The organism is Curtobacterium sp. MCBD17_034 (genome assembly GCF_003234515.1).
Lineage (GTDB): Bacteria > Actinomycetota > Actinomycetes > Actinomycetales > Microbacteriaceae > Curtobacterium.
Genome location: NZ_QKTN01000003.1, coordinates 231,716 through 253,581, shown reverse-complemented (window position 1 = coordinate 253,581; position 21,866 = coordinate 231,716). Strand labels below are relative to the sequence as shown.

Below are 21,866 nucleotides of genomic sequence, written 5' to 3'. Positions count from 1 at the left end.
CCACGTAGAAGAGCTCGAGCGGGAGCAGCGAATCCATGCCCGGAGTCTACGCGGCGGCCCTGACGCTCCCGCGTCCGGCGCGGACGGCGAGCCGCAGGCCGGGCGATCCGTCAGGCCGTCGGCCCCGTCCGGCCGGTGGCGCCCGTGCTGCCCGTCGCGCCCGTCACGCTCGGACGAGCAGCAGGACGGTCCCGACGAGCACCACGACGAACGCCCCGGACGACGCCGCACTGATGCGGAGCACGAGTCCGTCCTTGGTCTGGGTCGCGAGCTGGAGCACGAAGCCGACGAGCACGCTGCCCACGAGCACGAGGAGCATCCAGGCGAAGGGGTCCTCGTGCGCGAGCAGCAGGACGAGGACGGCCCCGACCACGGCGAGCACCCACACCGGGACGACCGACAGGGTGGTCATGCGGCTCGTCCGTGTCGTGTCGCTCATCGTCACATCATCGCACCGGCGCGGGGCGTGCGGCCGGTGCCGGGACCGGGCGCAGGGTCCGCCCGGGGGCGTCACTAGGATGTGGGGGACCGCCCCGACCCGTCCTGGAGGTTCCGTGGCCCAGCTGCTGGTGCTCACCTCGACCGCGCCCGGTGAGGTGCTGCCCGCGCTCGGTCTCCTGAGCCACCGCATCCGACATGTCCCGGCCGAGGCCTCGCAGCTGGTCAACGCGCCGTCGAGCGACCTCATGTTCGTCGACGCCCGGACGGACCTCGTGAGCGCGAAGTCCCTCTGCAAGATCCTCTCGACCACCGGATCGACCACGCCGGTCGTGCTCGTCGTGACCGAGGGTGGACTCACCGCGGTGAACAGCGAGTGGAGCATCGACGACGTCGTGCTCGAGACCGCCGGCCCGGCCGAGGTCGACGCCCGCATCCGCCTCGTCGTGGGCCGGGCCTCTCAGGCGCAGTCCGGGTCGAAGATCCAGGCGTCGGGCGTCGTCATCGACGAGGCGAGCTACTCGGCAAAGGTGCGCGGCCGGCCGCTCGACCTCACCTTCAAGGAGTTCGAGCTCCTCCGCTTCTTCGCGACCCACCCCTCACGGGTGTTCACGCGCGAGCAGCTGCTCAGCGAGGTCTGGGGCTACGACTACTTCGGCGGCACGCGCACGGTCGACGTCCACGTCCGGCGTCTGCGCGCGAAGCTCGGGGACCTCGAGTCGCTCATCGGCACCGTCCGCAACGTCGGCTACCGCTTCAACGTCTACGACGACGACGCCGACCGGTTGGCCGGCGACGGTGTCTGACACCGCAGCGGGTGACCTCGTCCGGGCGCTCGCGGCCGAGGCCGCCGCCCACGGCGAGGCACCGCCGTTCTCCGACCAGACCCTCGTCGACGTCCGCGCCGGACGCGCCCGCGTCCTCAGCGACGACGACGGCCGCGGGGTCGCGGTGCTGCGCGACGGCGAACTCGAACTCGCGGTCGGCCGGGAGGCCCGGGGCCGCGGCATCGGGACCGCGCTCGTCGACCGTGCGCTCGCGGTCCGACCGGTTCCGTCGCTCGCATGGGCCCACGGCGACGCACCGGCGGCGCGGGCCCTCGCGGCCCGGGCCGGGTGGCACCCCGTCCGCCGGCTGCTCCAGCTGCGCGCCCCACTCACGGAGGGGAGCGCAGGGGCCGGGACCGCACCGGCAGGCGGAGGCGAGGTCCGCGTCGCGGCCGACCCGGGCCTCCCGGCCGACCAGCACGTCGACGCGTTCCGTCCGGGCATCGACGAGGACGCCTGGCTCGACCTCAACGCCGCCGCGTTCGCGCACCACCCGGAGCAGGGCCGGATGACGCTCGACGACCTCCGCGACCGCGAGCGCGAGCCGTGGTTCGATGGTGCCGACCTGCTCCTCCTCCGACGCGGAGACGACCCCCGGCTCGCCGGCTCCTGCTGGCTCAAGGTCGAGGACGGCATCGGTGAGTTCTACGCCGTGGCCGTGCGCCCGGACCTGCAGGGGCAGGGGATCGGCGGCGTGCTCATGCGCGCGGGGATGGCGCGTCTGCGCGGGCGGGGACTCACCGCGGCGGCGCTCTACGTCGAGGGCGACAACGTCCCGGCGCTCGCGCTCTACCGTCGCACCGGGTTCACCGAGCACGCGGTGGACGTGCAGTACGGGGCGCCCTGACCGACGCCTCCACGTCGTCCGTTCGCCCTGGGTTCTCCACGAGGTCGTCCCACCACCACCGCGTGGGGGACCCGGATGGCAGGATGAGTTCATGGAAACCGAGCCGCAGCTGGACGGCGAATCCGTCACCCCGGATCTCGACGACTTCGACGAGATCGTCCGCGTCGAGCACGAGTCGTTGCCGACGGATCGGTACTTCGACCGCGAGCTCAGCTGGCTCCGGTTCAACCAGCGCGTGCTCGAACTCGGCGAGGACCGCGCGGTTCCCCTGCTCGAGCGTGCGAACTTCCTCGCGATCTTCGCCTCGAACCTCGACGAGTTCTTCATGGTGCGCATCGCGGGGCTCAAGCGCCGCATCGACACCGGCATCGCCGTGCCGACGAACGTGGGCCGCGCCCCGCTCGACGTGCTCGCCGACATCGCCCGCGACGCCCACGAGCTCCAGGACCGCCACGCGCACGCCTTCCGCGACTCGCTCAAGCCCGACCTCGACGCCGCGGGGATCCACGTCGAGAACTGGTCGGACCTGGCCGAGGCCGACCGCGTCCGGATGGACGAGTACTTCACCGACCAGATCTTCCCGGTGCTCATGCCCCTGGCGGTCGACCCGGCCCACCCGTTCCCCTACATCTCGGGACTCTCCCTCAACCTCGCGGTGCGGGTGCGGAACCCCAAGACGGAGCGACAGGAGTTCGCCCGGCTCAAGGTGCCGCAGAACTTCCCGCGCTTCGTGCAGCTCCCGGACGACGGGTCGGGGCGGCTGCGCTTCATCCCGCTCGAGGACCTCATCGCGAACCACCTGGACGACCTGTTCCCCGGCATGCAGGTGGTCGAGCACCACGTGTTCCGCGTCACCCGCAACGAGGACGTCGAGATCGAGGAGGACGAGGCCGAGAACCTCCTGCAGGCGCTCGAGCGCGAGCTGCTCCGACGCCGGTTCGGGCCGCCGATCCGCCTCGAGATCACCGAGGACATGGACCCGGTGACCCTCGACCTGCTCATCCGCGAGCTCGACGTCACCGAGCAAGAGGTCTTCCGTCTGCCGTCGCCGCTCGACCTCGGCGGGCTGTTCGAGATCGCCAAGATCAACCGCCCGGAGTTGCACTACCCGCGGCACGTGCCCACCACCGCGGTGCAGCTGCAGCCCGACGAGCCGAACATGAAGCCCGACCTGTTCCGTGCGATCGGACGCGAGGACGTCCTCGTCCACCACCCGTACGAGTCCTTCTCCACGAGCGTGCAGGCGTTCCTGCAGCAGGCCGCCGCCGATCCGAACGTCCTGGCCATCAAGCAGACGCTCTACCGGACGTCGGGTGACAGCCCCATCGTCGAGGCCCTGATCGACGCCGCGGAGGCCGGCAAGCAGGTGCTCGCACTCGTCGAGATCAAGGCCCGGTTCGACGAGCAGAACAACATCGGCTGGGCGCGCAAGCTCGAGCGTGCCGGGGTGCACGTCGTCTACGGACTCGTCGGGCTCAAGACACACTGCAAGATCGCCCTGGTGATCCGCCAGGAGAAGAACGGGCTGCGGCACTACACGCACATCGGCACGGGCAACTACAACCCGAAGACGAGCCGTATCTACGAGGACATGGGGCTGTTCACCACCGACGATCAGGTCGGCAAGGACGTCACCCGCCTGTTCAACGAGCTGTCCGGCTACGCGATCGAGAAGAAGTTCAAGCGGCTGCTCGTCGCCCCGCTCCACCTCCGCAAGGGCCTGCTCAAGCGGATCCACACCGAGACGGTGAACGCGCTCGCGGGCAAGCCCTCGGGCATCCGGATCAAGGTGAACTCGATGGTCGACGAGGAGATCATCGACGCCCTGTACCTCGCCAGCCAGGCGGGTGTCCCGATCGACATCTGGGTCCGTGGCATCTGCTCGCTCAAGCCCGCGATGGAGGGCTACAGCGAGACCATCCGCGTGCGCTCCATCGTCGGCCGGTACCTCGAGCACTCGCGGGTCTTCTCGTTCCACAACGACGGCGACCCGGCGGTCTACATCGGCAGTGCCGACATGATGCACCGCAACCTCGACCGCCGCGTCGAGGCCCTCGTCCGACTCACCGCGCCGCGGCACATCGACGAGATGGAGCGGCTGTTCGACCTCGCGATGGCCGACACCACGAGCTCGTGGCACCTCGAGTCCGACGGCGAGTGGACCCGGCACGCGGTGGACGACGACGGCGAACCCCTACTCGACCTGCAGGACAGCCTGATGCGCCAGATCTCAGCGCGGAAGCGTTCCTCCCGATGAGTCAGACGACACCCGACGGCCTCGTGGTCGCCGCCGGTGCCGTGTGCTGGCGACGGCACGAGGGCGGCCCCCAGGTGCTCCTGATCCACCGCGAGCACCACAAGGACGTCTCGTTCCCCAAGGGCAAGGTGGACCCGGGCGAGTCGGTGCCGCATGCAGCGGTCCGCGAGATCCGTGAGGAGACGGGCTACCGCGTGCACCTCGGTGCTCCGATCGGTACGGCCGAGTACGTGCTCCCGAACGGCCGCGACAAGGTCGTCCACTACTGGGTGGCTCAGGTCAAGGACACCGAGATCGAGCGGGCCGGGGCCTTCCACCCGAACGACGAGGTCGCCGCGCTCGAGTGGGTGGACATCGACGCCGCACGGTCGATGCTCACGTACGAGCGCGACATCGCCATCCTCGACCGCTTCGCCGAACGGGCCGCCGTGGGCCAGCACCGGACGTTCGCGATGATCGCCCTCCGGCACGGCAAGACCACGCCGCGGCACCAGTGGAGCGGACCCGACGCCACCCGGCCACTCCTGCCGGTCGGGCGGACGCAGGCCAAGCAGGTCGCGCCGGCGATCGCCGCCTTCGGCCCGCGGAAGATCGTGAGCAGCACGGCCGCGCGATGCCTGGCGACGGTCGAGCCGCTCTCTGCGCGGACGAAGATCGGCGTCACGAGCACCGCCGACATCAGCCAGGACGCCCACGAGCACGGCAAGAGCGACGTGCCGGGGGTCGTGCGCAAGCGGCTCCGGAAGGCACGCACCACCGTGCTCTGCTCGCACGGCCCGGTGCTCCCCGACATCATCGCGCACATCGCCGCTGCGACCTCGGGCGAGGACTCGCGCTTCGACCTGCACCGGGCCGCGATGCTCTCGACCGGGGACTTCGCGGTGCTCCACATCGCCGACGACGAGCTCATCGCCGTCGAGACCCACTCGTCCGGCGTCCACGACTGACGCGCCTGCGGTGCCGGAGCGGGCACACACGGATCCACGTATAGCGCGCTCGGCACTGCGCCGCACGATCCCGCGATCCCGTTCCCCGCTCGTTCACCCGTCGTTCACCGAGCGGCGTCGTCCCCGTCACCTCCCTTCCTTACTGTCACTCGCAGGTCGGCCACCCACCGGCCGCCCCTGCACCTGACATCCCCGAAGGGACCCCTGTGAACATCAAGCGAATCGGTTCGGTCGCGGCCATCGCGATCGCCGGCGCGATCGTGCTCTCCTCCTGCGCGGCGAACGAGGGCAGCGGCAGCGGCAGCTCCGCCAGCGCCTCGTCCTCCGCCTCGACGGGCGCGGACCTCTCCAGCCTCTCCGGCACCCTGAACGGCATCGGCTCGAGCGCGCAGGGGACCGCCGAGACGACCTGGATCTCGGGCTTCCAGTCGAAGGCGTCCGGCGTGACGGTCAACTACAACCCGCAGGGCTCCGGCGCGGGCCGCTCGAGCTTCATCTCGGGTGCCGCCGACTTCGCCGGCTCCGACGCAGCACTCGCCGACACCGAGCTGTCGGGCGACTTCAAGGAGTGCAAGACCGGCACCAAGGGCATCGACCTGCCGATCTACATCTCGCCGATCGCCATCGCCTACAAGGTCGACGGCGTCAAGAACCTCACGCTCGACGCCGAGACCGTCGCCGGCATCTTCAAGGGCACGATCACCAAGTGGAACGACCCGGCGATCGCCAAGCTCAACAAGAGCGCGTCGCTGCCGTCCGCCTCGATCAACGTGATCCACCGCTCGGACGACTCGGGCACGACGCAGAACTTCACCGAGTACCTCTCGGCGAACGCGTCGGACGTCTGGAACGCCGCCCCGAGCCAGACCTACCCGTACAAGGTCGGTGACGGCGCGCAGGGCACCTCGGGTGTCGCGAGCGCCATGGGTGGTGCGTCGAACTCGATCACCTACATCGACGACTCCGGCGCCGGTAGCCTCTCGAAGGCCAAGCTCATGGTCGGCGGCACCGCCACCAAGATCAGCGCCGACGGCGCCGCCAAGGTCGTCGCGGACTCCGACGTCGTGTCGGGCCGCGCGAAGAACGACCTCGCGATCGACATCAACCGCAAGGACACCGCGAAGGGCGCCTGGCCGCTCGTGCTCGTCTCGTACGCCATCGCGTGCCAGCAGTACAGCGACAGCAGCAAGGCCGACCTCGTCAAGGCGTACCTGAACTACGTCGCCTCGTCGGACGCCCAGCAGGCCGCCGCGCAGCAGGCCGGCTCTGCCCCGCTGTCCTCGGACCTCGAGAGCAAGGTCCAGAAGGCCGTCGCCACCATCAAGTGACACCGTGTCAGCCCAGACGCCCGGTCACCACCCATCCGACCGGACGTCTGGGCCGGACCCGTTCACGGGCCTGACCGCGAGCGGCTCCGACCGCGAGCGGCTCCGACCGGCGCGCGGTCCACCCGACCCGCACCGTTCCTCCCGGCCCCGCAGCCACCGCAGCCATCGCAGCCACCGAGCACACCCCACCCGACGCCTCCCCCGGCGCCCTCCCCGACAGGAGCCCCATGTCCGCAGCCCCGGCACCGCAGCCGCAGGCCGTGCAGCCCCCGAAGCCGCGTGCGACCGTCCGCATCGGCGACCGCATGTTCTCCACCGCGACCGTCCTGGCCGGCGGGCTCATCCTCCTCGTCCTCGCCCTCGTCGCCCTGTTCCTCGTCTGGCAGAGCATCCCGGCGTTCTCCGCCAAGCCCGGGGACCTGCCGAACGACGCCACGGGCTTCTGGGACTACGTCGGTCCCCTCGTCTTCGGGACCGTCTGGGCGGCGCTCCTCGCGCTCGTCATGGCGACGCCGATCTCCATCGGCATCGCCCTCTTCATCTCGCACTACGCGCCGCGACGGATGGCCGCCCTGCTCGGGTACGTGATCGACCTGCTCGCCGCCGTACCGAGCGTCGTGTTCGGCCTGTGGGGCGTCCTGGTCCTGGCTCGCTTCGTGCAGCCCTTCTACGTCTTCCTCAACCACTCCCTCGGCTGGTTCCCGCTGTTCTCCGGACAGGTGTCCGGCACGGGTCGCACGATCCTGACGGCGGCGATCGTGCTCGCGGTCATGACGATCCCGATCATGACCGCGGTCATGCGCGAGATCTTCCTGCAGGCGCCGCGCCTCAACGAGGAGGCCGCCCTGGCCCTCGGTGCCACGCGCTGGGAGATGATCCGGCTGTCGGTGTTCCCGTTCGCCCGGTCCGGCATGGTCTCGGCGATCATGCTCGGCCTCGGGCGCGCGCTGGGCGAGACACTCGCGGTCGCCATCGTGCTGTCCGTGTCGAACAGCGTCACGCCGAAGGTGCTCACCTCGCTCAACCCGAGCACCATCGCCGCGAACATCGCGCTGCAGTTCAGCGAGGCGTCCGGCGTCCGGCTCAACGCGCTCGTCGCATCGGGCCTGATCCTGTTCGCCATCACCCTCGTGATCAACATCGCCGCGCGGTTCATCGTCCGCAAGCGCGTCGCCTGACGGGAAGGCCAGAACCATGACCATCGCGCTCCGCCCCGCCCGCGGCAACGTCTACGCGTCGGGCAAGCTCCCGAAGCCGTTCCCCTGGATCCTGCTCGCCGGCAGCTGGATCGCCTTCGGCCTCGTCTTCGCCCTGCTCAACGCGGGCGGTACCGTCGCGGACTTCAACGTCGTCGGCGCACTGTTCCTCGGGACCGTCCTGTTCGACGTCCTCATCGTCGTGATCTCGCGGATCGTCGAGGGTGGCCGCAAGGCGATCGACCGGCTCGTCACCTCGCTCGTCGCGACCGCGTTCATCGTCGCGGTGCTGCCGCTCGTGTCGCTGCTCTGGACCGTCATCGCCCAGGGGCTGCACCGCTTCGACGCCGAGTTCTTCACGTACTCGATGCGCAACGTCATCACCGTGGGCGGCGGCGCACTGCACGCCATCGTCGGCACCGTCGAGATCACCCTGCTCGCGACGCTCATCAGCGTGCCGATCGGGCTCCTCACCTCGATCTACCTCGTCGAGTACGGCCGCGGCTGGCTCGCCCGCGGCATCACGTTCTTCGTCGACGTCATGACCGGGATCCCCTCGATCGTCGCCGGGCTGTTCGCCTACTCGCTGTTCGCGCTCATCGTCGGGCCGGGCACCCGCACGGGCGCGATCGGGTCGGTCGCGCTGTCGGTCCTCATGATCCCCGTCGTCGTCCGGTCGACCGAGGAGGTCCTGAAGATCGTCCCGATGGACCTCCGCGAGGCCTCGTACGCCCTCGGCGTGCCGAAGTGGCTCACCATCGTCAAGGTCGTGCTGCCCACGAGCCTCGCGGGCATCACCACCGGCGTCATGCTGGCGATCGCCCGCGTCATCGGCGAGACCGCCCCCCTGCTCGTCACCGCCGGCTTCACGACGAGCATGAACTACGACCTGTTCGGCAACCCGATGATGACGCTGCCCGTGTTCGCGTACACGCAGTACTCGCAGCAGGGCGCGAACCCCGTGCCGTTCGTCGACCGCGCCTGGACCGCAGCGCTCGTGCTCATCCTCATCGTCATGCTGCTCAACCTCATCGCCCGCTTGATCGCCCGCGTCTTCGCACCCAAGATCGGTCGGTAGCCACTCCCCCGGCCACCGGCACCCGACCACCCATCCCAGAAGGAACCAGCGTGTCCAAGCGCATCGAGGTCTCCGGCCTCAACGTCTACTACAACAAGTTCAAGGCCGTCGAGGACGTCTCGATGACGATCGAGCCGCGGACGGTCACCGCCTTCATCGGCCCGTCCGGCTGTGGCAAGTCGACGTTCCTCCGCACCCTGAACCGCATGCACGAGGTCATCCCCGGCGCGACGGTGCAGGGCGAGGTCCGCATCGACGGCGACGACCTCTACGCGCCCGGCGTCGACCCGGTGCTCGTACGTCGACAGGTCGGCATGGTCTTCCAGCGCGCCAACCCGTTCCCGACGATGTCGATCAAGGACAACGTCCTCGCCGGCGTCAAGCTCAACAACAAGCGCATCAGCCGCTCGGAGTCCGACGACATCGTCGAGAAGTCCCTCCAGGGCGCGAACCTGTGGAACGAGGTCAAGGACCGCCTCGACAAGCCCGGCATGGGCCTGTCCGGTGGGCAGCAGCAGCGCCTGTGCATCGCTCGGGCGATCGCGGTACAGCCCGACGTCCTGCTCATGGACGAACCCTGCTCGGCGCTCGACCCGATCTCGACCCTGGCGATCGAGGATCTCATCGAGGAGCTGAAGCAGGACTACACGATCGTCATCGTGACGCACAACATGCAGCAGGCCTCCCGAGTCAGCGACAAGACCGCGTTCTTCAACATCGCGGGCACCGGCCAGCCCGGTCACCTCATCGAGTACGGCGAGACGGCGAACATCTTCTCGAACCCGACCGTGCAGGCCACCGAGGACTACGTCTCGGGCCGCTTCGGGTGATCCCACCGGCCACGCGCCGCGGGGCAGAGCGGATGACGGGAGGCGGTGCACCAGCAGGTGCACCGCCTCCCGTCCGTCCTGGACCTGGTCGTCAGGCGCTCGTGGGTACCGCCACGATCGGCTTCGTGGTCGGCTGCTTCGAGCCCCCGGCGGGTTCGACCGTGATGCCGATGGTGTCGCCCGCCGCCTTGGCGCCGGAGAGCACCGCGCTCGTCGTGCCACCGTCGACCGAGCCGACGAGTCCCGCCGGCGTGATCGAGGACCCGATGTACCAGAGTTCGTACGTCTTGCCGGCGGGCGCGGCCTTGACGCCCTTGAAGATCACGGCGGACTTGCGGAGCTGGTCGGACCACACGACCGTGGCCGTGCCTCCACCCTTGACCGCCGTCGACGCCCGCTGGAAGTCCGCGGCGGCGTAGATCTGGTCGAGCTTCGTCGAGGCCTGGACCTGCCCCTGTCCGGGTCCGGTCTCGTGCTCGGCGAGCGACTGGATCCCGAGGGTGCCGCCGGCGATCACGGCCACCGCGGCGGCGGCCAGGACCACGCGAGCCGGACGCTGGAACCAGCGGACCCGCGCGTTCCCCGACGCCGTGCCGGCGGGGGCGGCGGTGACGTCCGTGACGGCCGCATGCCGGGCCTCCCGGGCGACCGGCTGCGGCGCGACGGACTGTGCGGAGCCGGGCGCGGCGGCGGCGAGGTCACCCACGGACGAGCCGCCCTGTGCGTCCTCGACCGGCAGCGCCGGGAGCTGGGGCGTCGTGGCGATCTTCGCCATGAGCGCGGCCCGGAGGTCGCGCGGCGGCTCGACCGGCTCGACCGCGTAGGCCAGCAGCAGTGCGGTCTCATGGAGCGAGTCCACCTCGGCACGCACCGGGTCGGATGCGGCCATCGCCGCGTCGACCGCAGCGCGCTCGACGGCGTCGACCGCATCGGTCGCGTAGGAACCCGTCATGAGCGCCACGTCGTCGGGTCGGATGGTCATGACCTCACCCCCATCTCGTCGCGGAGTCGGATCATCCCGTCACGGAGACGGGTCTTCACGGTGCCGATCGGGACACCGAGGATCGCGGCCATCTCGCTGTGCGAGTAGCCGCCGTAGTAGGCCATGGTGACGGCCTGGCGTTGGAACTCGGTGAGGCGGGCGAGCGCCCGGCTCACCCGCTCGTGCTCGATGCGGATCTCGACCGACTCGGTCACCGAGTCGAAGTCCGTCTCGAAGTCGCGGATGCCCACCTTCGTGTCCCGGTCACGCGAGGACTGTGCGGCCCGCACCCGGTCGACCGCGCGTCGGTGCGCCATCGTCAGGATCCAGCTCGGGGCCGAACCGCGCGCGGCGTCGAACCGGCTGGCGTTCTGCCAGACCTCGAGGAAGACCTCTTGCGTCACCTCTTCGGACTGGGCATGATCTCGGAGCAGCCGCGTGATGAGACCCATGACGCGGCCCGAGAGCTGGTCGTACAGGGCTCCGAACGCCTCTTGATCGCCAGCGGCGACGCGTGTGAGGAGTTCGTCAGGCGACGCAACGAGTGGGGACGAGGGGGCCTCGTAGCCGTTCGTGTCGCGTTCCACGAGAGTCAGCATCGCAGGTTTTCCTCCTCACAGGGCGTCGGAGCGCAGCCGTTGTCCACGACGCGCTGGTGGTTCCGGGTACGTCGATGGCGGCTGGACGGCGACGGCACCGGACCCCGTGCGACCCGCAGGGAATGGGCCGTCGGCCCGGGTCGCACGGGGTGGTTCCGGTGGTGAGCGGCCGTCCCGCCGTCACAGCAGGGATTCGGCGTCCCCCGCGGATCGGATTGGGCGGGCTTCCGGCGGGGTGCCGCGGAAGGTCCGGGGCGGCAGAAGGTCCGGGGCGGCGGACACGACAGTGCGGAGGTCGAACGACAGCGGCCCCGTCGACACCTGCGCCCGCTCCCGCATCAGGCTCCAGCGGGACCGTCGTCGGCACCGGACGCCCGATGATCCGGGTCGCGGGAACGACGACGGGCCCGGCGGAGGGAACCGCCGGGCCCGTCGTGACGTGGACGCCGGACCGCAGAAACGCCTCTCGGCGCGAGGCCGCTCGGAGCGGCGAATTTTGGAGCCCGGGGTTACTGCGGCCCGACGTGGACGAGTGTAGCGAAGGCGCCCTGGCCACCGTCGGGTGTTCACGCAGAGAGGACGTGCGCGCGCCCCGGGCGCGTCGGTGCGGTCAGTCGAGGCTGTCGCGGCGCCACAACCCGGCGGCCGCAGCGAGGTCCTCGGCGAGTTCGGACAGGCGCAACGCACGACGGGTGAGCTCACTGGCTCGGTCCTCCGCCGTGAGGTCGGCGTCGTCCGCGACGCTCGTCGCTCCGGCGGCCGTCAGGCGGCAGAACGCCGCTCCGCGCTCGAGCGCGACCGCGAAGTCGCCGGTGTACAGGCCGCGGAGGATCTCGTCCGCCAGGGTGACGATCTCGGCCGGTCCGGTCGGTTGCTCCGCGCCCGCGACGGCCTGGTCGATCGTCGAGACCGCCTCGGTGCCGCGCTCGAAGAGGTACGCGACCTCGTCCGGGTTCTGCCGGATCAGGGTGCGGACGAGGTAGATCCGCCAGAGCGCACCGGGCAGGGTGTGGGCGCCGACCCGTGCCCAGAGCTCTGCGAGGGCGTCGATCCCGTGCACGTCCGTGTAGGTCACGAGGCGCTCGACGACGGCGGGGTCCGGATCGGTGCGGACGCGGTGCACCAACGCCGTCGCGGTCTCGTGCGCGACACGGTTGATGAGCGCCGGGTCGTTGCCGCCCTGGATGGCCTCGAACTCGGCGGCGGTGAACTGCACGGGTCGGTGGTAGTCGCGTGGCATCGGCGTCAGTGTAGGCGGGACCGGTGACACGGTGGTCAGGTGGGACGGCGCTCCGTCGGCCGATACGCTGGAGGGCGAGGGCCTCTAGCTCAGTCGGTAGAGCACCGGACTTTTAATCCGAGGGTCGTGGGTTCGAGCCCCACGGGGCCCACCGTCGCGAACGCGATCCGGGGCGCCCCTCCGAGTGGTGGCGGCAGCGGCGCGGGTCTCCGTCCGGGTGACGGGACCGTGACCCGCAGATGAAATACGCACATCCATCGGATCCACCGTCGCGTTGTCAGGCCGGATGCCGTAGGTTGGGCGGACAGTCGATGCGCAGAACAGACGCGTACCGCACCAGCAGAACAAGGAAACAACGCAGTCATGGCTACAGGCATCGTCAAGTGGTTCAACGCCGAGAAGGGTTTCGGCTTCATCGCTGCCGACGACGGCAGCGGCGACCTCTTCGCTCACTACTCCGCCATCCAGACGGGCGGCTACCGCTCGCTGGAGGAGAACCAGCGCGTCGAGTTCGACGTCGCGACCAGCCCGAAGGGGCTCCAGGCGGAGAACATCCGCGTCATCTGACCTCCCGGTCTCTGTTCGGAGCGCGGGTCCCTCATCGGGGCCCGCGCTTCGTCGTTCCCGCGGCGTCCGCTCGGGGCACGGTCGGCGTCCCCGCGCCTCGGGCGACGCGCCCGAGGTGGGCGCAGCGGGGTACACGCGCTCCTCAGCGCTGTCACGGCTGATCTTGTCCACTGTTCAGCTGCCGCTCAGTGGTTCGAGGGGGAGGCGCCGATAGCGTCGTTCGCGGATCCACCAGGTGGATCCCGACACCGGCACCACCAGCAACGAGGAACGGGGTACACCGTGACCGAACCCATCCACGACACGCACACCAGCACCACCGGCGCAGCGCGACGGGCGATGGCCCCGGCCACGGGGCGCCTCGCGCTCTCCGATGACCGCCTGCTCGACGAGCTCCGCCGCAACGCGCGGGTCTCGACGCGGCGGATCCGCGCGGACTTCGTCGAGGTGCACACGCCCACGCGCGTGCTCGGGTACGTCAAGGGGCAGCGCAAGTCCTTCGTGGCGCTCCGCGGGGACGACCCCGCCTGGGCCGAGGAGATCGGCCGCTACCCATCCGAGTCCCTCGCGGTCGAGGCCCTCCGCATGCGCCGAGCCTGAGCCGCTCGGGCTGCGGCTCCCGCCCCCGCTACCGCGACCAGACCCGGCGGATGCCCCAGCTGCCGGTCCATGCTTCGTCCGGTTCGAGCCAGCGCAGCCCCTCACCGCTGTTGAGGGCGTTCGCGGGCGCGGTCATCGGCTCGACCGCGAGCGCGAGCCCGACACCGTCGCCGCGGGGGAACTCGCGCGAGGTGAACACCTGCACGTAGGGGAACGAGGCGTCCTGCCAGAGTTCGACGCCGTCGCCGTCGGCCGCCCGGACGGTGGTCCGTCGCACGCCCTCGGCGTCCGCGGCGACGTCCGTGTACGCGGTGTCGAGGTCACTGTCGCCCACGACGCGGCCACCCCGGAGGTCGAACGGCGTCCCCTCGACCGACTCGGAGCCGTCCGGCACCTTGTGCTCGTCGGTCGTGAACCGGGTCGCGGCATCCAGGGTGACGGTGAGCTCCTCGACGGGGGCGTCCCCCGCCCGCAGGTACGGGTGGTTGCCGACGGCGAACGGCGCACGGCGATCGGACCGGTTCACGATCTCGTGCGTGACGCGCAGGCCGTCGTCGACGAGTTCGTGATGCACGCGGGTCTCGAGCAGGAACGGCCACCCGTGCTGCGGGTACACCGTCGCCTCCTGCACCAGCGTCGACTCGGTCTGCTCGACGACGCGGTAGGGCGCGTAGCGCAGGAGCCCGTGGCTGGCGTTGCCGTACTTCGGCTCGGTGACGTCGAGCTGCTGGGTCGTGCCGTCGAGCTGCCACGTCGCCCCGGCGACGCGGTTCGGCCACGGGACGAGGACGATCCCGCACGCGCCCGCGGGCATCTCGTGCGGACCGAACGACTCGGTGAGCGCGAACCCGTTCACGCTGAGCTGCCGGATGCCGGCCGCGACCTGGGTGATGTCGGCCTCGACGACACCGTCGGGTCCGGCGTGCCGCAGGTGGTACTGGCCGCCGGTGGGTGCTCCGCTCATGCGTGGTCCTCCTCGGGATCGTCCGCCACGAGCACCTGGACGCCCGCGGCACGGATGGGGGCGAGGTCGAACCCGCGCACGCCGGCGGTCACGAGGACGTCGACGCTGTCGAGGGCACCGACCACACCGATGTGGGACCGACCGAGCTTCGCCCCGTCGGCAACGACGACAGTACGCCGAGCCGCTCCGGCGAGCAGGCGCTTGACCTCGGTCTCCGGCAGGTTGACGTTCGTGACGCCGCGTTCGACGGACACGCCCGTGCAGCCGATGATCGCCAGGTCGGCGGCGATCATCGGGAGGACCGTGCCGACGAACGGGGAGACGAGCGAGTGCTGCAGGGGACGCAGCGTGCCGCCGGTCACGACGACCGTGAACCGGGGCACGGCCCGCTCGAGCACGAGCGCGTTCGTCAGGGAGTTCGTGACGACGGTGACGTCGGCGAGGTCGCGGCGGGCGACGAGTTCCTCGGCGACGGCGGCGGGCGTGGTGCCGACGTCGAGCACGACGCACTGCCCCGACCGGACGAGGGCAGCGGCGGCCCGGCCGATCGCCCGCTTCGCGGCGGCGTGCTCGACCGCGGTCTCCTCGTAGGGGCGTTCGTCGCGCCCGGGCTGCGCCGGGCGCAGGGCACCACCGTGCACACGTCGGATCCGGCCGGCGGCGTCGAGGGTCGCGAGGTCGGCGCGGACGGTCACCGCACTGGTCCCCACGGCGGCGGCGAGGTCGGCGGTCCGGACGAGGCCCGGTGCCTCCTCGATGAGTTCGACGATGCGGTCGTGGCGCAGGACGGCCGGCAGCGCGCTCGGCTCCGCCGCGTCGGGGTCCCGCTGCGACAGGTCGGTCATCACACCAGTTTCGTCTGCTTCCGTTCCGTTTCGCAATCCTTCGTCCGGGAGTAGGGTGGCCCGGTGTCCACCGATGGGAAGGAACACCAGTGAGCGGGATCACCAAGCGGGCGACGAGCCTCGCGGACGGTCGTGACCTCATCTACTTCGACGACGCGGACACGCAGCTGCCCGCCGAGCGTCGCATCGACGAGCGCGTGCTCGACTCCCGTCCCGCCACGGCGCACATGCGGCAGGACGTCCTGACGGGCGAGTGGGTGTCGATCGCCTCGGCTCGACAGAACCGCGCCTTCCTGCCGCCGGCCAACCTCGACCCGCTCGCGCCCCAGACGGACGAGAACCCGTCGGAGATCCCGAGCCGGTACGACGTCGCCGTCTTCGAGAACAAGTCACCCTCGTTCGGTCCCGACCTCGAGGCCGACGACGCACCACCGTCGGTGGCCGCGCTGTCCGAGGTCGGCCTCAACCGCACCTACCGGTCCGTCGGGCGCTGCGAGGTCGTCTGCTTCAGCCCGGAGACGAGCGGCTCGTTCGCGTCGATCACCGAGTCCCGCGCCCGGACCGTCGTCGAGGCGTGGGCCGACCGCACGGCCGCACTGTCCGCCATGCCGGGCATCGAGCAGGTGTTCCCGTTCGAGAACCGCGGCGAGGCGATCGGGGTCACGCTGCACCACCCGCACGGGCAGATCTACGCCTACCCGTACGTGACACCGCGCACACAGCGCCTCCTGGCGTCGATCGAGCGCTTCGGACCGGACCTGTTCGAGCAGCACCTGGCGAACGAGCGGGCATCGGACCGGGTGGTCCTCGCGGGCGAGCACTTCACGGCGTTCGTGCCCTTCGCCGCTCGATGGCCGCTCGAGATCCACATGCTGCCGCACCGGCACGTCCCCGACTTCGCCGGCCTCACCGACGCCGAGAAGGACGAGCTCGCGCACATGCACCTGCGCCTGACACGGGCCCTCGACGCCCTCTACGACTCCCCCACGCCCTACATCGCGGCGTGGCACCAGGCGCCGGTGTCGATCGGCCGCGACGCCGTCCGGTTGATGCTGCAGATCACGTCGCCCCGGCGTGCCGAGACGAAGCTCAAGTACCTGGCCGGCAGCGAGGCCGCGATGGGCGCCTGGATCGGCGACGTCGTCCCCGAGGCCCAGGCCGAGTTCATCCGAGGAGGGATCGAACGCGTATGACCACCGACTTCCAGAGCGTCTTCGGCGCGGAGCCGACCACGCGGTACTCGGCACCGGGCCGGGTGAACCTGATCGGCGAGCACACCGACTACAACGACGGGTACGTCCTGCCGTTCGCGATCGACCGCCGCACCGTCGCCGACATCCGCGTGCGCGACGACCGGCTGCTCCGCGTCGCGTCGTCGTTCGACCCGGAGGGCGGCCTGCAGGAGCGCTCACTCGACGCGCTCGACCTCGCCGACATGGACGGCTGGTCGGCGTACGTGTTCGGGATCGCCTGGGCCCTGCAGGACCGGGGGGCGGACCTGTCCGGCGCGACCGGGCTCGACGTCTTCATCCACTCCGAGGTCCCGGTCGGGGCGGGGTTGTCGTCGAGCGCCGCGATCGAGTGCGGCGTCGCGCTGGCGTTCGACGAGCTGTGGGGCCTCGGCCTCGACCGGCAGGAGCTCGCGCGCGTCGGGCAGTGGGCCGAGAACAAGGCGGTCGGGGCACCCACGGGCATCATGGACCAATCGGCGTCGCTGCTCGGCCGGCAGGACGCGGCCGTGTTCCTCGACTGTCGATCGCTCGAGGCAGAGGTCGTCGACCTCGGCTTCGACGCCGCGGGGCTCGAGCTGCTCGTCATCGACACGCACGTCCAGCACGCCCACGCCACCGGGGGCTACGCCGCACGTCGGGCGTCCTGCGAGCGGGGGGCCTCGGTGATGGGCGTGTCCGCGCTCCGCGACCTGTCCGTCGACGACCTCCCCCGCGCGCAGGAGCTCCTCGACGACGAGACCTTCCGCCGCGTCCGGCACGTCGTCACCGAGGACCAGCGTGTCCTCGACACCGTCCGCACGCTGCGCGAGCAGGGTCCACGCGCGATCGGCGACCTGCTCGTCGCGTCGCACGCGTCGATGCGCGACGACTTCGAGATCTCGGTCGCCGAACTCGACCTCGCGGTGGAGACCGCGCTCGAGCACGGCGCCGTCGGCGCCCGCATGACGGGAGGCGGGTTCGGTGGCGCCGCCATCGCGCTCGTCGACCGGGAGGCCCAGGACACGATCGCGGACGCGGTCACCGCCGCCTTCGCCGCGGCCGGGCACTCCGCGCCCACCGTGTTCACCGTGCACGCCGACGAGGGTGCCCGGCACGACGCGTAGCGCCGGCGGTCGGGACGACGCTCCCACGGCGCCGACCAGCAGCGAGATCGAACCGCGCGATGCCGTTCGAACACGGGGATCCCGGTGTTCGAACGGCATCAGCGTGTTCGACGCCGACGCCCGGCGCGGTGAGCTCAGTGTCGGTGGCGCTCGGCGGCCTCGACGACGTTCTTCATGAGCATCGCCCGGGTCATCGGCCCGACGCCGCCCGGCACCGGCGACAGGAACCCGGCCACGGACGCCACGGCGGGGTCGACGTCGCCACGGAGCTTCGCCCGACCCGTCTCGGGGTCGACGACGCGGGTGATCCCGACATCGATGACCGCCGCACCGGGGCGCACCCAGTCGGGCTGCACCAGACCCGCGACACCAGCGGCCGCGACGACGATGTCCGCCCGTCGGGTCTCCGCCGCGACGTCGGACGTGAGCGAGTGCGTCAGCGTGGCCGTCGCCTCGAGCCGGGTGAGGAGGAGCCCGAGGGGTCGTCCGACGGTCAGCCCCTGCCCGATGATCGTGACGTGCTGTCCTCGGATCGGGACGTCGTACGCGCGGAGCATCTCGACGATGCCGCGCGGCGTGCACGGGAGCGGCGCGTCGATCGTCCCCGCGCCTCCCGGCACCGCGAGCACGAGCTCACCGAGGTTCGTCGGGTGGAGGCCGTCGGCGTCCTTGTGCGGGTCCATGAGCTCGAGCATCGGCGTCGGGTCGATGCCCTCGGGCAGCGGGAGCTGCACGATGAACGCGGTGACCGCGGGGTCGTCGTTCATCTGCAGGATCGCCGCGCGGATGTCGGCCGCCGACGCCGTCGCGGGCAGGTCGATCCGCACCGACTCGATGCCGATCTCGGCCGAGTCACGGTGCTTGCCGGCCACGTAGGACAGCGAACCGGGGTTCTCGCCCACCAGGATCGTCCCGAGTCCGGGGCGCACGCCGTGCTCGTGCAGTCGTGCCACGCGGTTCCGGAGTTCGCCCCGAACGCGAGCGGCCAACGCGGCGCCGTCGACCCGGATCGCCGTGCTGTCGGCGTCGAAGCGGTCGCGCGGGAGCGGCGGCAGCTCGTGCTCCGCCGCCGTGCCGGTGTCGCTCACGCGTACAGCGGGAACGCGGCGGTCAGGGCCTTCACCCGGGCCGAGAGCGCGGCGATGTCCGGCTCCGGCATGAGCGTGGCCGCGATGACGTCCGCGACCTCGGTGAACTCCGCGTCGCCGAACCCGCGGGTGGCGAGGGCGGGCGTGCCGATCCGGACGCCCGAGGTCACCATCGGCGGCCGCGGGTCGAACGGCACGCTGTTGCGGTTCACGGTGATGCCGACCTCGTGGAGGAGGTCCTCGGCCTGCTTGCCGTCGACCTCGGACGCGCGCAGGTCGACGAGCACGAGGTGCACGTCGGTCCCGCCGGTCAGGACGTCGATGCCCGCTGCCTTGGCGTCGGGCTGCGTCAGGCGCTCGGCGAGGATCTTGGCGCCGCGGACGGTGCGCTCCTGGCGGTCCTTGAACTCGGGCTCGGCCGCGAGCTTGAACGCCGTGGCCTTCGCCGCGATGACGTGCATGAGCGGCCCGCCCTGCTGCCCGGGGAACACGGCCGAGTTGAGCTTCTTGAAGAGCGATTCGTCGTTCGACAGGATCACGCCCGACCGCGGCCCGGCGAGGGTCTTGTGGACGGTCGAGGACACGACGTGCGCGTGCGGCAGCGGCGACGGGTGGAGGCCCGCGGCGACGAGCCCGGCGAAGTGCGCCATGTCGACCCAGAGCTTGGCGTCGACCTCGTCGGCGATGGCCCGGAACGTCGCGAAGTCGAGCTGCCGCGGGTACGCCGACCACCCGGCGATGATGACCTTCGGCCGGTGCTCGAGCGCCTTCGCCCGGATGTCGTCGTAGTCGACCTCGAAGGTCTCCGGGTCGACGCCGTAGGCCACCGCGTTGTAGAGCCGCCCCGAGAAGTTGAGCTTCATGCCGTGGGTGAGGTGCCCGCCGTGCGCGAGCTCGAGCCCGAGGATGGTGTCCCCGGCGGAGGCGAGCGCGTGCAGCACGGCCGCGTTCGCCTGGGCGCCGGAGTGCGGCTGGACGTTCGCGTACGCGGCGCCGAACAGTGCCTTCGCCCGGTCGATCGCCAGCTGCTCGGCGATGTCGACGAACTCGCATCCGCCGTAGTAGCGCTTGCCCGGGTAGCCCTCGGCGTACTTGTTCGTCAGGACGGAGCCCTGCGACTCGAGCACCGCGCGGGGCACGAAGTTCTCGGACGCGATCATCTCGAGGTAATCGCGCTGGCGCCCGAGCTCGAGCTCGAGGACCCGGGCGATCTCCGGGTCGACCTCGGCGAGCGGGGCGTTGAAGGTGGACGGCAGGCGGTCGGACGTGGCGGCGCTGGGCTCGGAGATGGACACGGTGGCTCCTCGTGGTCGTTCACGGAACGGTCGGGTCTCGTGGCCCAGGCGTACGGCCGCGATCCGTGTCTGTTGCCGCTCCCCGATGGTGACCCATCCAACGCCAGTCGCGACAGCAGGGATCGTACCAAGGCAGGCCTCCCGGGCGCGAGGGCCGAGCCTGCACGAGCAGTGGGCGAAGCGACCGGGCGCGTGCGACCCTGGAGGGGTGACGATGCTCGAGCCCGACCTGGACGTACGGGAGCGCACGCGCTCGGACCCGCCCTGGGTCGCGGTCGTGTGGGACGACCCGGTCAACCTCATGTCGTACGTGACGTACGTGTTCCAGACCTACTTCGGCTTCCCGCGACAGAAGGCCGAACGGCTCATGCGACAGGTGAACGACGAGGGCAGGGCGGTCGTCGCGCGCGGTCTGCGCGAGGAGATGGAGCGCCACGTCGAGGCCATGCACGGGTTCGGTCTGCAGGCGACGGTCGGCAGGGACGCCACGTGATCCCGTTCGTCCGACGTCGCGACGGCGTGCACCTGACGCTGTCGCGGGGCGAGCGCAGCGTGCTCGAGAGCCTGACGGCGCAGCTCATGCAGATCCTGCAGGGGGACCTGGCCGGTGATCCGGTCGCGCTGCGGCTGTTCCCCGTCGCCTACCCGGACGACCCCGAGGCGTCCGCGGAGTTCCGCCGCTACACGATCGTCGACCTGCAGACGCAGAAGGCCGAGAACGCCCGCATCGTGCACGACTGGTTGACCGGCCGCGCGTCGGGACCCTTCGACCGGGAGGCCGAACAGGCGTGGCTCCGCTGCCTCACCGACCTGCGGCTCACCGTCGCGGAGCGGCTCGGGATCACCGACCACGACCCGGACGACCCCGACGCCGATCCGGACGGTGTCGGGAGCGAGATCGGACTCCGCGACGTCTACGACTGGCTCGGCTACGTGCAGGAACACCTCGTCGTCACCCTGCAGGGGCACGGGGACTGAGCCCCACAATGGAAGCCTGCCTTGCAAGGCTGGCTTCCCAGGCGTAGCGTCGTCGCGTGACCGAGCGCAGCGCACCCGACATCGACCTCGCCGAGGCGCTCATCGCCGTGCACGGCCGGTTCCGTCGCACGCTCCTCGTCGCCAAGACCGACGAGATCTCGCCGACCCAGTCCGCCGTGATCGGCCGCCTGCTCCGCGACGGCCCGCAGACCACCGCGGACCTCGCCCGCGCCGAGGGCGTGCGCCCGCAGTCGATGGGTGCCACGATCGCGGGTCTCGTCGAACTCGGTCTCGCCGTCCGTGAGCCGCATCCCACGGACGGCCGGCGGGCGCTCGTCCAGCTCACCACCGCCGGCCGGGAGGCCCGTGCCGGTTCCCACGCGAGCCGCACGCGCCTCGTCGCGGACCGGCTCGCGGGCCTCCCGGCCGAGGACCGCGCCGCCGTCGAGCGCGCGGTCGACGTGCTCGGGTCGCTCGTCGACCCCTGACGCGGGCGCCGCACCGCGCTCCCGCCGTGGCTCCACCGCCACCCCGCCCGCTCGGTCGCTCGCTCGCCGCACCTCCAGCTCGCCGTACCTCCAGCTCGCCGTACCTCCCGCTCGCCGCACCGACCGAAAGCCGCCGT

General features: G+C 71.1%; 23 protein-coding genes, 1 tRNA gene and 1 riboswitch. Of the genes, 16 read left to right on the top strand and 8 right to left on the bottom strand.

Annotated features, from left to right (window positions below; translation table 11 throughout):
* Positions 1-163 precede the first annotated feature (163 nt).
* Positions 164-439, bottom strand: a complete 276-nt coding sequence (locus DEI92_RS07980; protein ID WP_111010526.1) for a hypothetical protein — start codon at positions 437-439, stop codon at positions 164-166.
* 115 nt (positions 440-554) lie between these two features.
* On the opposite strand from DEI92_RS07980, the gene DEI92_RS07975 reads away from it, so the two are divergent.
* The 8 genes from DEI92_RS07975 to pstB all read left to right on the top strand — a co-directional run bounded on the left by DEI92_RS07975 (position 555) and on the right by pstB (position 9,748).
* Positions 555-1,244, top strand: coding sequence for a winged helix-turn-helix domain-containing protein (locus tag DEI92_RS07975; RefSeq protein WP_181434755.1), 690 nt, complete (start codon positions 555-557; stop codon positions 1,242-1,244).
* Positions 1,237-2,112: a mycothiol synthase gene (gene mshD, locus DEI92_RS07970; RefSeq protein ID WP_111013081.1), complete on the top strand. Its 876-nt coding sequence runs from the start codon at positions 1,237-1,239 to the stop codon at positions 2,110-2,112. Before DEI92_RS07975 ends, mshD begins: the two co-directional genes overlap by 8 nt.
* 91 nt (positions 2,113-2,203) lie before the next feature.
* Positions 2,204-4,369 carry an RNA degradosome polyphosphate kinase gene (locus DEI92_RS07965; RefSeq protein WP_111010529.1) on the top strand — a complete coding sequence of 722 codons (2,166 nt, stop codon included), beginning with the start codon at positions 2,204-2,206 and terminating at the stop codon, positions 4,367-4,369.
* Positions 4,366-5,316 carry an NUDIX domain-containing protein gene (locus DEI92_RS07960; RefSeq protein WP_111013080.1) on the top strand — a complete coding sequence of 317 codons (951 nt, stop codon included), beginning with the start codon at positions 4,366-4,368 and terminating at the stop codon, positions 5,314-5,316. Before DEI92_RS07965 ends, DEI92_RS07960 begins: the two co-directional genes overlap by 4 nt.
* Before the next feature lie 206 nt (positions 5,317-5,522).
* Positions 5,523-6,644, top strand: a complete 1,122-nt coding sequence (locus DEI92_RS07955; protein WP_111013079.1) for a phosphate ABC transporter substrate-binding protein PstS — start codon at positions 5,523-5,525, stop codon at positions 6,642-6,644.
* A gap of 227 nt (positions 6,645-6,871) precedes the next feature.
* Positions 6,872-7,822, top strand: coding sequence for a phosphate ABC transporter permease subunit PstC (gene pstC / locus DEI92_RS07950; RefSeq protein WP_111011687.1), 951 nt, complete (start codon positions 6,872-6,874; stop codon positions 7,820-7,822).
* Between the two features lie 16 nt (positions 7,823-7,838).
* The gene (gene pstA / locus DEI92_RS07945) at positions 7,839-8,918 is read left to right on the top strand and encodes a phosphate ABC transporter permease PstA (protein ID WP_111011686.1); all 1,080 of its coding nucleotides are present in this window, start codon (positions 7,839-7,841) and stop codon (positions 8,916-8,918) included.
* Positions 8,919-8,968: 50 nt separating this feature from the next.
* Complete coding sequence (gene pstB / locus DEI92_RS07940; RefSeq protein ID WP_111013078.1) at positions 8,969-9,748, top strand: phosphate ABC transporter ATP-binding protein PstB; 780 nt, start codon at positions 8,969-8,971, stop codon at positions 9,746-9,748.
* 91 nt (positions 9,749-9,839) lie between these two features.
* On the opposite strand, the gene DEI92_RS07935 is transcribed toward pstB, so the two are convergent.
* The 3 genes from DEI92_RS07935 to DEI92_RS07925 form a co-directional block, all read right to left on the bottom strand.
* Positions 9,840-10,730 (bottom strand): anti-sigma factor domain-containing protein, encoded by an 891-nt coding sequence (locus DEI92_RS07935; RefSeq protein ID WP_111013077.1) that lies wholly within the window; start codon positions 10,728-10,730, stop codon positions 9,840-9,842.
* Positions 10,727-11,329 (bottom strand): ECF RNA polymerase sigma factor SigK, encoded by a 603-nt coding sequence (gene sigK / locus DEI92_RS07930; RefSeq protein ID WP_111011683.1) that lies wholly within the window; start codon positions 11,327-11,329, stop codon positions 10,727-10,729. The genes DEI92_RS07935 and sigK overlap by 4 nt, the downstream gene beginning before the upstream one ends.
* Before the next feature lie 610 nt (positions 11,330-11,939).
* On the bottom strand, positions 11,940-12,569 hold the full coding sequence (locus DEI92_RS07925; protein ID WP_111011682.1) for a DNA-directed RNA polymerase subunit beta: 630 nt from the start codon (positions 12,567-12,569) through the stop codon (positions 11,940-11,942).
* A gap of 78 nt (positions 12,570-12,647) precedes the next feature.
* On the opposite strand from DEI92_RS07925, the gene DEI92_RS07920 reads away from it, so the two are divergent.
* The 3 genes from DEI92_RS07920 to DEI92_RS07910 all read left to right on the top strand — a co-directional run bounded on the left by DEI92_RS07920 (position 12,648) and on the right by DEI92_RS07910 (position 13,736).
* A tRNA-Lys gene (locus tag DEI92_RS07920) sits at positions 12,648-12,720 on the top strand.
* A gap of 212 nt (positions 12,721-12,932) precedes the next feature.
* Positions 12,933-13,136 (top strand): cold-shock protein, encoded by a 204-nt coding sequence (locus DEI92_RS07915; RefSeq protein ID WP_111011681.1) that lies wholly within the window; start codon positions 12,933-12,935, stop codon positions 13,134-13,136.
* 282 nt (positions 13,137-13,418) lie between these two features.
* Positions 13,419-13,736 carry a hypothetical protein gene (locus DEI92_RS07910; RefSeq protein ID WP_111013076.1) on the top strand — a complete coding sequence of 106 codons (318 nt, stop codon included), beginning with the start codon at positions 13,419-13,421 and terminating at the stop codon, positions 13,734-13,736.
* Between the two features lie 28 nt (positions 13,737-13,764).
* On the opposite strand, the gene DEI92_RS07905 is transcribed toward DEI92_RS07910, so the two are convergent.
* Entirely contained in the window at positions 13,765-14,700 is a 936-nt protein-coding gene (locus DEI92_RS07905; RefSeq protein WP_111013075.1) for an aldose 1-epimerase family protein, read from the bottom strand.
* Positions 14,697-15,545, bottom strand: a complete 849-nt coding sequence (locus DEI92_RS07900) for a DeoR/GlpR family DNA-binding transcription regulator (RefSeq protein ID WP_111013198.1) — start codon at positions 15,543-15,545, stop codon at positions 14,697-14,699. Before DEI92_RS07900 ends, DEI92_RS07905 begins: the two co-directional genes overlap by 4 nt.
* A gap of 89 nt (positions 15,546-15,634) precedes the next feature.
* On the opposite strand from DEI92_RS07900, the gene galT reads away from it, so the two are divergent.
* On the top strand, positions 15,635-16,738 hold the full coding sequence (gene galT, locus DEI92_RS07895) for a galactose-1-phosphate uridylyltransferase (RefSeq protein ID WP_111013074.1): 1,104 nt from the start codon (positions 15,635-15,637) through the stop codon (positions 16,736-16,738).
* On the top strand, positions 16,735-17,880 hold the full coding sequence (galK, locus tag DEI92_RS07890) for a galactokinase (RefSeq protein WP_111013073.1): 1,146 nt from the start codon (positions 16,735-16,737) through the stop codon (positions 17,878-17,880). Before galT ends, galK begins: the two co-directional genes overlap by 4 nt.
* 134 nt (positions 17,881-18,014) lie before the next feature.
* On the opposite strand, the gene DEI92_RS07885 is transcribed toward galK, so the two are convergent.
* On the bottom strand, positions 18,015-18,935 hold the full coding sequence (locus DEI92_RS07885; RefSeq protein WP_111013197.1) for a bifunctional methylenetetrahydrofolate dehydrogenase/methenyltetrahydrofolate cyclohydrolase: 921 nt from the start codon (positions 18,933-18,935) through the stop codon (positions 18,015-18,017).
* A gap of 29 nt (positions 18,936-18,964) precedes the next feature.
* Positions 18,965-20,263, bottom strand: a complete 1,299-nt coding sequence (glyA, locus tag DEI92_RS07880; protein WP_284183573.1) for a serine hydroxymethyltransferase — start codon at positions 20,261-20,263, stop codon at positions 18,965-18,967.
* Positions 20,264-20,298: 35 nt separating this feature from the next.
* Positions 20,299-20,384, bottom strand: a riboswitch (ZMP/ZTP riboswitch).
* A 93-nt stretch (positions 20,385-20,477) separates the two neighbouring features.
* Here glyA and clpS point away from each other — a divergent pair.
* From clpS to DEI92_RS07865, 3 genes are read left to right on the top strand one after another with little or no spacing between them, the layout of a single operon-like run.
* Positions 20,478-20,756: an ATP-dependent Clp protease adapter ClpS gene (gene clpS, locus DEI92_RS07875; protein WP_111013195.1), complete on the top strand. Its 279-nt coding sequence runs from the start codon at positions 20,478-20,480 to the stop codon at positions 20,754-20,756.
* Entirely contained in the window at positions 20,753-21,241 is a 489-nt protein-coding gene (locus DEI92_RS07870; protein ID WP_111013072.1) for a DUF2017 family protein, read from the top strand. Before clpS ends, DEI92_RS07870 begins: the two co-directional genes overlap by 4 nt.
* Before the next feature lie 56 nt (positions 21,242-21,297).
* Positions 21,298-21,729 (top strand): MarR family winged helix-turn-helix transcriptional regulator, encoded by a 432-nt coding sequence (locus tag DEI92_RS07865; RefSeq protein ID WP_111013071.1) that lies wholly within the window; start codon positions 21,298-21,300, stop codon positions 21,727-21,729.
* Positions 21,730-21,866 lie beyond the last annotated feature (137 nt).

Excerpts from the sequence above, each read along its gene's own strand:
- DEI92_RS07960 (WP_111013080.1), top strand. The coding sequence starts at position 4,366 with ATGAGTCAGACGACACCCGACGGCCTCGTGGTCGCCGCCGGTGCCGTG.
- DEI92_RS07915 (WP_111011681.1), top strand. The coding sequence starts at position 12,933 with ATGGCTACAGGCATCGTCAAGTGGTTCAACGCCGAGAAGGGTTTCGGC.
- sigK (WP_111011683.1), bottom strand. The coding sequence starts at position 11,329 with ATGCTGACTCTCGTGGAACGCGACACGAACGGCTACGAGGCCCCCTCG.
- clpS (WP_111013195.1), top strand. The coding sequence starts at position 20,478 with ATGCTCGAGCCCGACCTGGACGTACGGGAGCGCACGCGCTCGGACCCG.
- pstC (WP_111011687.1), top strand. The coding sequence starts at position 6,872 with ATGTCCGCAGCCCCGGCACCGCAGCCGCAGGCCGTGCAGCCCCCGAAG.
- galK (WP_111013073.1), top strand. The coding sequence starts at position 16,735 with ATGACCACCGACTTCCAGAGCGTCTTCGGCGCGGAGCCGACCACGCGG.
- DEI92_RS07980 (WP_111010526.1), bottom strand. The coding sequence starts at position 439 with ATGAGCGACACGACACGGACGAGCCGCATGACCACCCTGTCGGTCGTC.
- pstA (WP_111011686.1), top strand. The coding sequence starts at position 7,839 with ATGACCATCGCGCTCCGCCCCGCCCGCGGCAACGTCTACGCGTCGGGC.
- DEI92_RS07935 (WP_111013077.1), bottom strand. The coding sequence starts at position 10,730 with ATGACCATCCGACCCGACGACGTGGCGCTCATGACGGGTTCCTACGCG.
- DEI92_RS07900 (WP_111013198.1), bottom strand. The coding sequence starts at position 15,545 with ATGACCGACCTGTCGCAGCGGGACCCCGACGCGGCGGAGCCGAGCGCG.
- DEI92_RS07905 (WP_111013075.1), bottom strand. The coding sequence starts at position 14,700 with ATGAGCGGAGCACCCACCGGCGGCCAGTACCACCTGCGGCACGCCGGA.
- DEI92_RS07965 (WP_111010529.1), top strand. The coding sequence starts at position 2,204 with ATGGAAACCGAGCCGCAGCTGGACGGCGAATCCGTCACCCCGGATCTC.
- DEI92_RS07925 (WP_111011682.1), bottom strand. The coding sequence starts at position 12,569 with ATGCCACGCGACTACCACCGACCCGTGCAGTTCACCGCCGCCGAGTTC.